Origin of the sequence: Xanthomonas sp. MLO165 (assembly GCF_018831305.1) — a bacterium.
In the GTDB taxonomy this organism is placed as follows: domain Bacteria; phylum Pseudomonadota; class Gammaproteobacteria; order Xanthomonadales; family Xanthomonadaceae; genus Xanthomonas; species Xanthomonas arboricola.
Map to the genome: position 1 here is coordinate 2,272,459 of NZ_CP029263.1, position 12,851 is coordinate 2,285,309.

A 12,851-nucleotide genomic window follows, 5' to 3' on the forward strand; every position below is an offset into this window, starting at 1 on the left:
TTTACCTCAACGACGGATGGTGCCGAGCCCAGCAGGCTCGGCGGTGCTGGCATAGCGGTTGGACAGGTCGGCCGCCGCGTTGCCGATCGCGGCCACCGCACGGTCGATGGTCGGACCGTTGGCGATCGCCGCGATCTTGGCTGCGTAGCCCGGATCGGTGGCGTATCCGGCCTGTTGCAAGCCGCGTGCAAAACCCTTGATATCGGTGCCGGCCTGCAGCGCGGGCTGGTAACGACTGTTGTTCTTCAGCAGCCGCACGTAGTCGGCAAAACTCTCCTCGGCCGAGCCGTAGGCGCGGAAATCGGCGGTTTCGGTGGTTTTGACGCCATTGACGTATTCGTGGGTGCCGGTGGTGACCTTGTCGCCGCTCCAGCCGGTGGCCTTGATGCCGAACAGGTTGTTGGAGTTGCCGCCATTGCCGATGCCGCGCCGGCCCCAGCCGGTCTCCAGCGCGGCCTGCGCCACCAGCGCACGCGGATCCACGCCCAGTTCGCGCGCGGCCTTCTGCGCATGCGTCCAGATCTTGGCGACGAAGCCTTCCGGGGTACGCTCGCCCAGGCTGGCGGCGGCGCTGCTCGCCGCGCTCGCATTGACCGCGGCGTTGGCATCGGCGGCATCGCTGGCCGCCACATCGCTCCAGCGATCGTTGGCCGAGGGCCAGCTCAGCGCGGCCGCATCGTCGCTGCCGGCATCGCTGCTGCCGGTGCGCCCGGCGATCAGATCCAGCACTTGGCTCATGCCGATGCCGCCCAGGCCGCCTGCGCCGATGCCTGCAGCGGTGCCGGTGCTTGCGCCGACGCCGGTCGCCGCGCCATCGCGGCTCGGCAACGGCAACGAGGCGTCGCGCTTGCCGGCCACCAGCGAATAGGCCTTGGCGGCATCGGCGGTGCTCAGCGAGGTATTCAACGCCGGGCCGCCGGTGTCGCCGCTCAGCTGCTTGGAGATCATCGCCGACAGGCCCAGCCCCTTGCCGTCGGTCAGCGCCTTGGCCATCTGCTGGTCGTACATCTCGCGGAACATCTGGTTTTCGCCCGGAAACATCGGGTCGCCAGAGCTCGCATCGCGCATGCTCTTGACCAGCATCTGCGCGAACTGTCCTTCGAGCTGACGTGAGACCTTGTCGATCTTGGCGGGATCGGCCTTGGTGCTCGGGTTGAGATCAATGGGCGAGGCTGCGATACGCATGTCAGATCACCTCCAGCTCCGCCGTGAGCGCACCGGCTTGCTTGAGCGCTTCCAGGATGGCCACCAGGTCGCCGGGAGCGGCGCCCACTTCGTTGACCGCACGCACGATCTGATCGAGCGTGGTGCCGCCTTCGAACTTGAACATGCGGCTGCCTTCGGAGGTGGCCGTGATCGTCGACTGCGGGGTCACCGCGGTGCGGCCGCCACTGAAGGCGCCCGGCTGGCTGACGTTGGTGTTCTCGCTGATGGTCACGGTGAGCGAGCCATGCGCGATCGCCGCCGGCATTACCCGCACCAGCTGGCCGATCACCACCGTGCCGGTGCGTGCATTGACCACCACCTTGGCCGGGGCATCGCCCGGAGACAGTTCGACATTTTCCAGCCGCGACAGCAGGCCGATACGCGCGCCGGGGTCGGTCGGCGAGCGCACTGCCACGGTCACCCCGTCCACCGCACGCGCGGTGCCGGCGCCGAAGCTGCTGTCGATCGCCGCGACCATGCGCGAGACGGTGGTGAAGTCGTTCTGGTGCAGGTTGAGGGTGATCTCACCGCTGCCGGCAAACACGTCCGGCAATGCGCGTTCGACGGTGGCGCCGTTAGGAATGCGGCCGACGCTGGGAATGTTGACCGACACCCGCGAGCCGTCCTTGCCCTGCGCGCCGAAGCCACCGACCACCAGATTGCCCTGCGCCATTGCATAGACCTGGCCGTCGGCGCCCTTCAGCGGTGCCATCAGCAGCGAACCGCCACGCAGCGACACCGCGTTGGCGATCGAGGACACAGTGATGTCGATCGGCTGGCCGGGCTTGGCGAACGGCGGCAGTTCGGCATGGATGGCCACGGCCGCGACGTTTTTCAGCTGCGGATTGACGTTCGCCGGAACATTGACGCCCAGCTCGCCAAGCAGGTTCTTCAGGCTCTGCACGGTGAAGGGCGCCTGGCTGGTGCGGTCGCCGCTGCCGTCCAGGCCGACCACCAGGCCGTAACCGACCAGCGCGTTGCCGCGCACGCCGCCGACCTGGGCAAGATCCTTGATGCGCTCGGCCGAGGCCGGCGCGGCGATCGCGCAGACCGCCACAGCGGCAGCCAACAGACGGAAGGGCAGGGAAGACAGGTTCATGGTCGCAGGCTCAGTAGGGCGACAGACGGGAATTGAAGAAGCGGCTCAGCCAGCCCATCGCATTGGACTGCGCGATCGCGCCGCGGCCGCCGTAGGCGATGCGGGCGTCGGCCACCTTGCTCGAGGGCACGGTGTTGTCCGGGGCGATGTCGGCGGCGCGCACGATGCCTTGCACCTGCACCAGTTCGTCGCCCTGGGTCAGGCGCAGGTTCTTCTGCCCCTGGATCACCAGATTGCCGTTGGGCAGGCGCTGCATCACGGTGACCGTGACGCTGCCCTGCATGCGGTTGCTTTGCGCGGTGTTGCCCTTGCCGTCGAAGCTGCGATCGCCGCTCAACGAGTTCTGCAGCACGTTCAAGCCACCGACGGTGAGTGGCGCTCCCAGCAGCGTCGGCGCGGCCATGGTGGTCGCGTCCTTCTTGCTGATGCTGGTATTGGCGGTGGACGAGGCGGTGGTGCTTTCCACCAGGTTCACCGTCAGCAGATCGCCGACATCGCGGGCGCGGCGGTCGCCGTACAGATTCAGGCTCGGGCCGGCGGCGTAGATCGCCCCGGCGGTGGGCTGCGCCACCGGCGCGACCACCGGCACGATCGGCGCCAGTTCGGCGAACGGCCGCACATCGCCGGCCGCCACGCAGCCGCCCAGCAGCGCGCTGCAGGCAATGGCGAGGCACAGGGAGGAGAGAGAAGGCAGGCGGGACATGGCGTGGATTCCTGAGAGGGCAGCGACCGGCGGGCCGATCAGACGTTGTTGTTCAAGTAACCGAGCATCGAGTCGGTGGTGGAGATCGCCTTGGCATTCATTTCGTAGGCGCGCTGCGTTTCGATCATGCTCACCAGTTCTTCCACCGTGTTGACGTTGCTGCCTTCCAGCGCGCCCTGCACGGTGTTGCCCAGGCCGTTGAGGCCGGGGGTGCCGTTCTGCGCGGGGCCGGAGGCGGTGGTTTCGACGAACAGGTTCTCGCCCTTGGACTGCAGGCCCGAGGGGTTGATGAAGTCGGTCAGCGTCAACGCGCCGATTTCCTGCGCGGCGGCCTGGCCGGCCAGCGTCACGCTGATGGTGCCGTCGTTGCCGATGGTCAGCGACTGCGCGCCTTCGGGGATCTGGATGCCCGGCTGCAGCGGGTAGCCGCTGTTGGTGACCAGCTCGCCCTGCGCATTGATCTGGAAGGTGCCGTCGCGGGTATAGGCCGAGGTGCCGTCAGGCATCTGCACTTCGAAAAAGCCGCGGCCGTTGACCATCACGTCGAGCGCGCGGCCGGTCTGCTGCTGGCTGCCCTGGTCGAAGCCCTTGAAGGTGGAGACCACCCGCACGCCGGTACCCAGCTGCAGGCCGGTCGGCAGCTGCGTCTGCGCGGAGGTGGAACCGCCCGGCGCACGCACCTGTTGGTACAACAGGTCTTCGAACGCCGCACGATCGCGCTTGAAGCCGGTGGTATTGGTATTGGCCAGGTTGTTGGAAATGACCGACATGCGCGTCTGCTGCGCATCCAGTCCGGTTTTGGCGACCCACAAAGCCTGATTCATGACCCGATTCCTCGTTAGACCCGGGGATGTGTTCCGGGTACGGGTGGGTATATGCACGTGCCGTGCCAAACCCGCGTCGGATTTTTGCCGGCTGTGCACTGGATCACGCGCAGCGGGCGCGGCGGCCTGCGCGGGGCAGGGGTGGCGGCGGACAGGCAGCGGCGAAGCGGAAGCGGTGGACACCTGCGCGGCAGATCAGGTGCGGTAGATCGGTCGCCGGTCAGCGATGTGTTCGGCGAGGTGTGAACCCTTGGCGCTGCGTGCGGAAGGGTTCTCGGGATTTGCCGGCTGGCATTGCGACGCAGTCAACAGGCTGGTGGGTCGAGCGCGCGGTGGCCTCACCGCTCGCGGGACACGCCGTGAACCCATCCCTGGGGGCTCGGTGGCGGCATCCATGCCGCCACACGGTCCCGCAATCGGCGAGGCCACCGCACCAGAGAGTGAATCGGTAGTCGTGTAAAAAGCTGCTTGTTGCTGGGGTTGAATCGAGAAGTTGATCGGAAGCGATGCGATCCGAGCAACGTACCGCATGCTCTGCTCGCAATCCTGCACGCCGACCATCTCGACAGGCCCTTGCCCGCCCACCGTCGCGGGACCTTACGCGGCATGGATGCCGCGTAAGAGCCTACACGGACGTACTTGCGGCGTGTCCCGCGAGGGTGGGCGGGCAAGGGCCCTCCAGCCAAGTCACAAACCAGCCGCTCTGCAGCAAACGGGGTGGCCGCCATCCAGGTGCTCGGCAGCGCGGCAAGCCAACCAGCGGTGCGTCAATGGGCGCCAGTGGCGCTTAGCCGCTGACCCGCAGCAGCGAATTGGCCGACTGCGCGTTGTCGTCGCCATTCTTGATGATCTTGACCTGCATTTCGAACTGCCGCTGCAGCTGGATCATCTCCACCAGCGCGCCGGCGGCGTCCACGTTGCTGCCCTCCAGCATGCCGCTGTTGATGGTCTTTCCGGTGGCCACCGCAAACGCCTGCGCCGGGTCGGTGCTGGTGTTACGCATCAGCCCGTCCGGGCGCCGCGTCAAACGGTCGGCGGGGGCATCGACCACCTTCATCTTGCCGACGATGGCCATGGTCTGCGGGCCTTCGCCCTGCGGAATGATCGAGATGCTGCCGTCACTGCCGATCTCCATCGCCTGGTGCGGCGGGATCGTCATCGGATTGCCGCCCTCATCCAGCACCGCATGCCCATTGGCGGTGACCAGCTGGCCGTTGGCAGTAAGCGCCAGCTCGCCGTTGCGGGTGTAGGCCTCGCTGCCGTCGGGCGACTGCACCGCCAGCCAGCGGTCCTGCTGCAGCGACACGTCCAGCGGGTTGCCGGTGACCTTCTGGTGGCCCTGGCTGCGGTCGAAACCCTGGTCCACATGCAGCGCATCGATCCGCGACGGATAGCCCTTGCCCTGGATCTTGAACGCCTCGGTATTGGCCAACGCAGCCTTGAACCCCACCGTATCGACGTTGGCGAGATTGTGCGACACGGTGCCCTGCGCCTGCAGGGAGGCGCGGGCGCCGGTCATCGCAACGTAGAGAGCTTTGTCCATGAGGCACCGGGATTGGGGAGTCGGGATTCGGGATTCGTAAACGCGGGCTATTGCGACCTGGCAGAAGAGGGGGGCAGGGCCGGTATCCGCTTGACGGAGTACCGGCTCTTGCCAATCCCTAATCCCCAATCACTCATCCCAGCCGTTAACGAATATTGATGATCGTCTGCGTGACCTGATCCTGGGTCGAGATCATCTGCGAGTTGGCCTGGAAGTTGCGCTGGGCCACGATCATGTTCACCAGCTGCTCGGTCAGGTCCACCGTGGAGGATTCCAGCGAGCCGGATTCGATCTGGCCCAGGTCCGAGGTGTCCGGCGCGCCGGTGCGGGCGGCACCGGAGGTGTAGCTCTCGGCCCACATGTTGTTGCCCTGCGACTGCAGGCCCTGCGGGTTGACGAAGGTACTCAGCGCGACCTGGCCCAGCGGCTTGTCGGCGCCGTTGGAGTAGCGCGCGAACACCACGCCGCTGGTATCGATGCTGATCTCGTTGAGCTTGCCGCTGGCATAACCGTCCTGGCGGGTGTCACGCAGCGCGAAGGCTTCGCCGTACTGGGTCGAGCCGCTGACGTTGAGCTGCATGTTCAGCACGCCGGCGCCGGTGCTCGGGGTGAACGGGTCCATCGTGATGATACCGTTGGCCGGGGTGGTCAACGCGCCGGTATCGGAGAACTGCAGCGTGGTGGGCGCGCCGACCGCGGCACCGTCCACGTAGTTGTGCACCTGCCACTCGTTCGGGTTGGCGGTCTTGACGAAGTAGGAGGTCTGCACATGGCTGACGCCCAGCGAATCGTAGACGTTGATGCCGCCGGTGGAGTGGCTGTAGGTCTTGTCGTCGGCCGGGCTGAACGGGGTCACCGACGGGGCGGTGGCATTGCCGGGCAGGGTGAAGGCCAGGTTGACCGTGGAGGTCGACTTGGGCGGACTGTCGGTGGTCAGCAGCTGCAGGTCCGACAGGCGGCCGACGTCGAAGCCGTTACCGCTCGGGTTGGGGGCGAAGACCTGCAGGCGCGCGCCTTGCGGATTGATCACGTAGCCATTGGCATCGGTCTGGAAGTTGCCGGCGCGGGTGTACATCTTGGCGCCGTTGGAGGTCACGGTGAAGAAGCCTTCGCCGGAGACGGCCAGGTCCAGGCTGCGCCCGGTCGGATCGATATTGCCCTGCGAGAACTGCTGCGCCACATTGCTGACGCGCACGCCCGAACCCACCGCGTTGCGCGACAGGCCGTAGCTGGTGCTCTGGAACATGTCGGCAAACTCGGCACGCGATTCCTTGAAACCGGTCGTGTTGACGTTGGCGATGTTGTTGGAGGTGACGTTCAGATCGGCATTGGCTGCGTTGATGCCGGACAACGAGGTATTGAAAGCCATGGATGAGGTCCTTTAAGTGTCGGTTGCCGGCTCAGCTGACGCGGAGCACGTTGGCGAGCGGGGAAGTGCCTAGCCCGGTCAGGTTGAGATACAGGCCGTCCGAGCCGATCGTGACGCTGTCCACCGGCGCGTCGACATAGGTGGACAACTTGCTTTTGGAACCGGCGGTGTCGGTCTGGGTGGCGGTCACGCCGTACTTGCCGGCGGCCATGCGGTTGCCGTTGGCATCGGTGCCGTCCCAGGCAAACGACACTTCACCGGCGGCGCTGGCCGGTACGCTGAGCTGTTTGACGAAGGCGCCGTTGGCATCGGTGATTTCGAAATTGACGGTGCCGGCCGAGGTCGCGGCGACCACGCCCTTGGCCGAATTGGTGGCATCGATGGCGAGCTGTGCGGAGGGCACCAGCACGTTGTGCCCGACCAGCGAGGCGCCCTTCAGCACCTGATCGCTGCTCTGCGCCGCCGAGAAGCTGCTGACCTTGGTATTGAGGTCGCCGATGCCCTGCACGGTGGAGAACTGCGCCAGCTGGCCCAGAAACGCGCTGTTTTCCATCGGCTTGAGCGGGTCCTGGTGCTGCAGCTGCTCGGTCATCAACTTGAGGAAGTCGGCCTGCCCGAGCGATTCCTCCTTCTTCTTGGTCGCTGTGGCGCTGCTGGAGGTCAGCCCGAGGCTGGTGTAGAGGTCACTACCGATCGTGCTCATGTGAAAGGGTCCGTAAGGGAAGGGTCAGCTAGGAGGGTCAGCGACCCATGGTCAGGGTGGCGAGTGCCAGTTCCTTGGCGGTGTTGAGCATTTCCACGCCGGCCTGGTAGTTACGCGAGGCCGAGATCATGTTGACCATCTGCGAGACCGGGTCCACGTCCGGCGAGAACACGTAGCCATCGGCATCGGCCAGCGGATGGCCGGGTTCGTAGCGACGGATCGGCGGCGCGTTGGTGGTGGTGATCTCCTTGACGTTCACCGAGGTCAGGCTAGGGTCCTGGCGACTTTGCTGGGCCTGGAAGATCGGCTCGATCGGCTTGTAGGTCGCTTCGGCCGAGCCAGCGACGGAGTCGGCATTGGCCAGGTTGGAGGCGATGGTGCTCAGGCGGACCGACTGCGCGTGCAGCGCCGAGCCGGCCACATCGAAGATGGGAAGATTGCTCATGACTTATTGGCCGGTGATCGCGGTGAGCATCGAGCGCACCTTGGATTCGAGGAAGCTCAGCGAGGCGCGGTATTCCAGCGCGGCGCGGCCGTAGGCAGCACGTTCGGCATCAGGATCGACGGTATTGCCGTCCAGGCTGGGCTGGTCGGATTCGCGGGTGATCTGGAAGGGGTTGAGTCCGGCACTGCTGCCGATCTCGTAATGCTTGGCGTCGGTGGTCTGCAGCAGGGTGCCGTCGCGCACGCCTTCGGCCGATTTGAGCGCCGCCTCGAAATTCAGATCCTTTGCCTTGTAGCCAGGGGTATCCACATTGCTCAGATTGCTGGCAATGAGCTTCATGCGCTGCTCCCGTAGCGGCAGAGCATCGCCGTGGATGCCTAGAAAGGACGAGATGGAATTGGACACGGTGCTCTCCCGCGAAGTGTTACCAGGGAGAAAGCAATGTTTGTGCCAATCGAGGTGGTGCGGGCCGCGGAACGCGGAGAACAATCGGAGCTGCCGACGAACGGCGGCTTGGCCGTCCGGGAGAAGCGGTGAACCTGCGTCCGTCGCGGAGCTGGTTCACTTAGGCGCCAGGCCGGAAGGTTCGGCACTAACCGAGGCGCGGTCCGGCCACGTCCGGCGTCAGCGGATGTCACTTTAAAGCGGGTTGATGCACACCGCCCCGACTTCAATGCTGCCGGGCTCTTGGAAGCCCGGCGCAGCGCCTTGTCGCTGCCATCGGCTCCGACCCGGCAGCCGCCTGGCAAGCTCAGGCCGCTTCGGCGACCACTTTCAGGCGCGCCAGCACGTAGTCGGCCAATTCGTGGGCGCTGTACTTGGCCACGAAGGCATTGGCGCCCACCTGCTCGACCATGGCATTGTTGAACACGCCCGACAGCGAGGTGTGCAACAGCACGTACAGGCCTTGCAGGCCCGGCGTGCGCCGGATTTCCGTCGTCAGCGTGTAGCCGTCCATGGCCGGCATTTCGATGTCGGAGATGACCATCGCATAGCGGTCGGCCGGATTCTCGCCTGATGCAGCCACCTGCAAGAGGTGGTCCAGCGCCTGGCGGCCGTCGGACAACAAGGTCGCCGAGACGCCGAGCTGGTCGAGCACGCTGCGGATCTGCTGGCGCGCCACGCGCGAGTCGTCCACCACCAATACCTGGAACTGCCGGTCGTAGGCGACCAGCTGCAGCGAGGGATCCAGCTGCACGTCCTTGCTGACCTTGGCGATGTCGGCGAGCACGCTTTCCACGTCGATGACCTGGATCAACTCGCCCTGGAAGCGCGTCACCGCCGTCAAATAAGTGGCTTCGGCGCCCAGTTCCGGTGGCGGGTGGATATCTTCCACCGCAATATTGACGATGCGCTCCACGCCACTGACCAGAAAGCCCTGGACCGAGCGGTTGAATTCGGCCACCACCAGATAGCCGGGGCCGTTTTCCGAGTGCGCATCGCGCTCCGGGTGGCCGATCGCCAGGCCCAGGTCCAGCACCGGCACCGAGCGCCCGCGCACGTCGGCCACGCCGGCGAACTCGGTCGGCAGGCCGGGCACCTGGAACAGCTCCGGGCGGCGCAGCACCTCCTGCACCTTGAACACGTTGACGCCAAAAAGCTGGCGCCCGCCCAGCCGGAACAGCAGCAGGGCCAGTCGGTTGTGGCCAGCCAGACGCGTGCGCTGGTCGATGCGGTTGAGCAGATCGTGGGTCATGGGGCAGATATCGACAGCGCCCTCGGAAAACTTGAGTGGTTTTAAGTTTGGTGTGGGGCGCTGTCGGGAGTCGGGATTCGGGATTCGGGATTGGCTCAAGCGCCGGGATCTGGTGATTTGGGATTGGGGATTGGCTCAAAGGCGTGAATGAGCGCGTTGGTCAGGCCGTTGCTGCTTCTGCAGCCCTGAAGACTTCGGAGACAGTTGGTCGGATAGACGCGCTGGCTCAAAGGGCCTTGGCACCGGCCAAATGAATCACCCGCCAAGCCGCTTTTACAAATCCCCAATCCCAACTCCCCAATCCCGGCAAAAAACAGGCACGCCTCTTGCACTGTCTGTTCCGTCTCCCTCCGGATCTGGTCCCATGCGCCTGCTCCTGCTTGTCATCTTGTTGGCTGCCGCTCCGGCCTGGGCCCAGAGCTATCAGTCTGTCGATTCCATCCGCGCTGCGGCGCTGGCCACCGTTGGCTCGGATGCCGAGGCCGAGGCCACGCTCGATCCGGGCTTGCGCATGCCGGCCTGCCCGATCGCGCTGCAGGCGCAGCCGACCGGCACCAATACGGTGGAAGTGGCCTGCCCGCAGCCGGCCGGCTGGCGCCTGTTCGTGCCGCTGAAGGTGCGCCGCAACCAGGATGTGCTGGTGCTGCGCCGGGGCATCAGTGCTGGAGAAGTCATTTCGCTGGCCGATATCAGTATCGAGAAGCGCGATGCCGCGCGCATCGTCGGTGCGGTGCTGGCCGATCCGGTGGCGGCGGTAGGCAAGACTGCCCGGCGCATCCTGCCGGCGGGCTCGCTGCTGTCGGCCAACGATCTGGTCACCCAGCGGCTGGTCCGGCGCGGCGATACCGTGCCGCTGGTGGCGCGCAATGGCGGGCTGGAGGTGCGCATGAGCGGTCGCGCGCTGTCCGATGCCGGCGAGAACGAGCGGGTTTCGGTGGAAAATTCCTCTTCGCGCCGGGTGGTGCAGGGGATCGTCGAAGCGAGCGGGACCGTTGTGGTGTCCAGATAGAAAATCGCTATAAAGTTTTTTTTTGGCATGCCGTTATCCCCTACGACCTGTAGAGGAGTTCCCGACATGAGCCAGAAAATCGAAGGCAATCTACCGACCGCTGCAACCCTTCGTACCGCGGCCACGAGCAGCAAGATCGCCTCGGCCGGTGAAGATCGCGCGTCCCCGATCGCCGCATTGCCGCCGACCGACAGCGTCAAGCTGACCGGTGAGGCGACCAACCTGCAGAACCTGCAGCGCACGCTGTCGCAGTCCTCGGCGATCGACACCGGTCGCGTCCAGGCAGTGAAGGATGCGTTGCAGAACGGCAGCTACTCCATCAACCCGGATGCCATCGCCAGCCGCATGATGGATCTGAATCAGCAACTGGCGGGCTAATCCCCGACCCAAAGGATGAACGTGAACGAGTTCCTGCAACGTCTCAGCGATGCGCTGGCCGGCGAACGCCAGGCATTACTCGAGAACGACATCGATGGGTTGATGCGCCATACGCAGGACAAGCTGTCGGCACTGCGCGCGCTGGAAGCGGCAATGCCCCAGGGCGAGGAAGAGCGGCTGCGCGAACTGGCCGAAGCCAATCGCGCCAATGGCGCGCTGCTGGCACGCCGGCGCCGCGAAGTGAACTGGGCACTGCGTCATCTGGGCCGCACCGAGAGTGCGCCCTCCTACGACGCCAAGGGCCAATCGAGCGTGCTGCGCGGCGGTCGTTCGCTGGCAGTGGCCTGAAGCACCGCAGCGTGCCCGAGCGCACGCGCAGGCTGGACCAGGTGTTTGCGGCGCAGCTTTGAGCTGCCCGGCGTGCAAGAGCGTGGCCCCGCGCAATACGAGGCCTGGGCGGTTCGGCGTATATTGAAGTGTCCTCTACGCTGCCCTGTCCCGTGACTGCCAAGTTTTTTCTCAATCAAACCCTGTTACCGTCCTCGACCATGCTGCGCGCCTTCGGCGACCAGATGCTCGAGGGCGTGCTGCTGTTCCGCGCCGACGGACAGCTGATCCTGGCCAACGCCATCGCCCGCCAGAGCCTGTGCAAGGAAGATCCTGCCGACGACCGCAATCTCGGCGAACGGATCTCGCAGGTGCTGCCGTCGGATGCGCTGAATCAGGCGCGCAGCAAGGGCAGCTGGACCGGCAGCCTGCCGGTGGCCGATCGCGTGGTCATCGCGCATCTGTACTACAACGAGGAGCAGGGCGTCGGGCACTTCCTGGCGCTGTTCCACAACATCGAAGGCCAGCAGGACTACGAGCGCGAGCTGCAGCAGCGCCATGCCGAACTGCGCCAGGCCTATCTGCGTTTGAACGGCGCGCAGGACAAGCTGCTGCAGTCGGAAAAGATGGCCTCCATCGGCCAGCTGGCTGCCGGCGTGGCGCACGAAATCAACAATCCGATCGGTTACGTGCACTCCAATCTCGGCAGCCTGCAGGAATACCTGCGCAGCCTGTTCACGCTGATCGAAGCCTATGAGCGCGCACTGCAGGCGCCGGATCCGAAGGCGCTGATTCCGGAGATCGACGAGATCCGCAACCGCGCCGACATCGACTTCATCAGCCGCGACCTGCCGCAGTTGATGGCCGAATCGCGCGAGGGCATCGAACGGGTCACCCGTATCGTGCGCGACCTCAAGGACTTCTCGTATTCGGACCGGTCCGAGTCGTGGAAGATGGTCGACCTGCATGCCGGTCTCGAATCCACGATCAACATCATCTGGAACGAGCTCAAGTACAAGGTCACGCTGGAGCGCAATTACGCCGAGCTGCCGTTGGTGGAATGCCTGCCGTCCGAGCTCAACCAGGTCTATATGAACATGCTGCTCAACGCCGGCCAGGCGATCGTCGAGCGCGGCACGATCACCGTCACCACCGGCCGTGACGAGACCGAGAATGTCTGGATCCAGTTCCAGGACAGCGGCGCGGGCATCGCCCCGGACCTGCTGCAACGCATCTTCGACCCGTTCTTCACCACCAAGCCGGTCGGCAGCGGCACCGGCCTGGGCCTGTCGATCTCCTACGGCATCATCAACAAGCACCACGGCCGCATCGACGTCGAAAGCGTCCCGGGGCAGGGCGCCAGTTTCCGGATCGTGCTACCGGTGCGGCAGCCGCGGTAGCGCTTCGCGCTGGGATTGGGGAGTCGGGATTAGGGATTGGCAAGAACGGTTTTGCCGCGCTCTTGCCGTCTGCCTTGCTCAGCGAATCTCCGATTGCGGCTCAGGAATATCGCTGTTGGCTTTTGCTTTTACCAATCCCCAATCCCGAA

The 12,851-nt window shown here is 65.4% G+C and carries 14 protein-coding genes; 4 read left to right on the forward strand and 10 right to left on the reverse strand.

Going from position 1 to position 12,851, the window contains the following annotated elements:
- Positions 1-6 precede the first annotated feature (6 nt).
- The 10 genes from flgJ to DGN21_RS09820 all read right to left on the reverse strand — a co-directional run bounded on the left by flgJ (position 7) and on the right by DGN21_RS09820 (position 9,588).
- Positions 7-1,185, reverse strand: a complete 1,179-nt coding sequence (flgJ, locus tag DGN21_RS09775; protein ID WP_054591177.1) for a flagellar assembly peptidoglycan hydrolase FlgJ — start codon at positions 1,183-1,185, stop codon at positions 7-9.
- Between the two features lies 1 nt (position 1,186).
- Positions 1,187-2,305: a flagellar basal body P-ring protein FlgI gene (locus DGN21_RS09780; protein WP_039521506.1), complete on the reverse strand. Its 1,119-nt coding sequence runs from the start codon at positions 2,303-2,305 to the stop codon at positions 1,187-1,189.
- Between the two features lie 10 nt (positions 2,306-2,315).
- The gene (flgH, locus tag DGN21_RS09785; RefSeq protein ID WP_016901722.1) at positions 2,316-3,008 is read right to left on the reverse strand and encodes a flagellar basal body L-ring protein FlgH; all 693 of its coding nucleotides are present in this window, start codon (positions 3,006-3,008) and stop codon (positions 2,316-2,318) included.
- 38 nt (positions 3,009-3,046) lie between these two features.
- Entirely contained in the window at positions 3,047-3,832 is a 786-nt protein-coding gene (gene flgG / locus DGN21_RS09790) for a flagellar basal-body rod protein FlgG (RefSeq protein ID WP_016901723.1), read from the reverse strand.
- A gap of 787 nt (positions 3,833-4,619) precedes the next feature.
- Entirely contained in the window at positions 4,620-5,375 is a 756-nt protein-coding gene (gene flgF / locus DGN21_RS09795) for a flagellar basal-body rod protein FlgF (RefSeq protein WP_005921307.1), read from the reverse strand.
- A gap of 145 nt (positions 5,376-5,520) precedes the next feature.
- The gene (flgE, locus tag DGN21_RS09800) at positions 5,521-6,744 is read right to left on the reverse strand and encodes a flagellar hook protein FlgE (protein WP_016901724.1); all 1,224 of its coding nucleotides are present in this window, start codon (positions 6,742-6,744) and stop codon (positions 5,521-5,523) included.
- A 31-nt stretch (positions 6,745-6,775) separates the two neighbouring features.
- Entirely contained in the window at positions 6,776-7,447 is a 672-nt protein-coding gene (locus tag DGN21_RS09805) for a flagellar hook capping FlgD N-terminal domain-containing protein (RefSeq protein ID WP_016901725.1), read from the reverse strand.
- 37 nt (positions 7,448-7,484) lie between these two features.
- Positions 7,485-7,892 (reverse strand): flagellar basal body rod protein FlgC, encoded by a 408-nt coding sequence (gene flgC / locus DGN21_RS09810; RefSeq protein ID WP_005914451.1) that lies wholly within the window; start codon positions 7,890-7,892, stop codon positions 7,485-7,487.
- 3 nt (positions 7,893-7,895) lie between these two features.
- Positions 7,896-8,297, reverse strand: a complete 402-nt coding sequence (gene flgB / locus DGN21_RS09815; RefSeq protein WP_024939612.1) for a flagellar basal body rod protein FlgB — start codon at positions 8,295-8,297, stop codon at positions 7,896-7,898.
- 346 nt (positions 8,298-8,643) lie between these two features.
- Positions 8,644-9,588, reverse strand: coding sequence for a chemotaxis protein CheV (locus tag DGN21_RS09820; RefSeq protein WP_016901727.1), 945 nt, complete (start codon positions 9,586-9,588; stop codon positions 8,644-8,646).
- Positions 9,589-9,952: 364 nt separating this feature from the next.
- Between DGN21_RS09820 and flgA the strand changes: the two genes are divergently transcribed.
- From flgA to DGN21_RS09840, 4 genes are all read left to right on the forward strand, one after another.
- Positions 9,953-10,597: a flagellar basal body P-ring formation chaperone FlgA gene (gene flgA / locus DGN21_RS09825; RefSeq protein ID WP_126966708.1), complete on the forward strand. Its 645-nt coding sequence runs from the start codon at positions 9,953-9,955 to the stop codon at positions 10,595-10,597.
- A 66-nt stretch (positions 10,598-10,663) separates the two neighbouring features.
- On the forward strand, positions 10,664-10,975 hold the full coding sequence (gene flgM, locus DGN21_RS09830; protein WP_016901729.1) for a flagellar biosynthesis anti-sigma factor FlgM: 312 nt from the start codon (positions 10,664-10,666) through the stop codon (positions 10,973-10,975).
- A gap of 15 nt (positions 10,976-10,990) precedes the next feature.
- A complete protein-coding gene (locus DGN21_RS09835) occupies positions 10,991-11,323 on the forward strand; it encodes a hypothetical protein (protein WP_024939614.1) in 333 nt (110 codons plus the stop codon).
- 152 nt (positions 11,324-11,475) lie between these two features.
- A complete protein-coding gene (locus tag DGN21_RS09840) occupies positions 11,476-12,702 on the forward strand; it encodes an ATP-binding protein (RefSeq protein ID WP_039527359.1) in 1,227 nt (408 codons plus the stop codon).
- Positions 12,703-12,851: the final 149 nt, after the last annotated feature.

Excerpts from the sequence above, each read along its gene's own strand:
- flgJ (WP_054591177.1), bottom strand. The coding sequence starts at position 1,185 with ATGCGTATCGCAGCCTCGCCCATTGATCTCAACCCGAGCACCAAGGCC.
- DGN21_RS09780 (WP_039521506.1), bottom strand. The coding sequence starts at position 2,305 with ATGAACCTGTCTTCCCTGCCCTTCCGTCTGTTGGCTGCCGCTGTGGCG.
- flgH (WP_016901722.1), bottom strand. The coding sequence starts at position 3,008 with ATGTCCCGCCTGCCTTCTCTCTCCTCCCTGTGCCTCGCCATTGCCTGC.
- flgG (WP_016901723.1), bottom strand. The coding sequence starts at position 3,832 with ATGAATCAGGCTTTGTGGGTCGCCAAAACCGGACTGGATGCGCAGCAG.
- flgF (WP_005921307.1), bottom strand. The coding sequence starts at position 5,375 with ATGGACAAAGCTCTCTACGTTGCGATGACCGGCGCCCGCGCCTCCCTG.
- flgE (WP_016901724.1), bottom strand. The coding sequence starts at position 6,744 with ATGGCTTTCAATACCTCGTTGTCCGGCATCAACGCAGCCAATGCCGAT.
- DGN21_RS09805 (WP_016901725.1), bottom strand. The coding sequence starts at position 7,447 with ATGAGCACGATCGGTAGTGACCTCTACACCAGCCTCGGGCTGACCTCC.
- flgC (WP_005914451.1), bottom strand. The coding sequence starts at position 7,892 with ATGAGCAATCTTCCCATCTTCGATGTGGCCGGCTCGGCGCTGCACGCG.
- DGN21_RS09820 (WP_016901727.1), bottom strand. The coding sequence starts at position 9,588 with ATGACCCACGATCTGCTCAACCGCATCGACCAGCGCACGCGTCTGGCT.
- flgA (WP_126966708.1), top strand. The coding sequence starts at position 9,953 with ATGCGCCTGCTCCTGCTTGTCATCTTGTTGGCTGCCGCTCCGGCCTGG.
- flgM (WP_016901729.1), top strand. The coding sequence starts at position 10,664 with ATGAGCCAGAAAATCGAAGGCAATCTACCGACCGCTGCAACCCTTCGT.
- DGN21_RS09835 (WP_024939614.1), top strand. The coding sequence starts at position 10,991 with ATGAACGTGAACGAGTTCCTGCAACGTCTCAGCGATGCGCTGGCCGGC.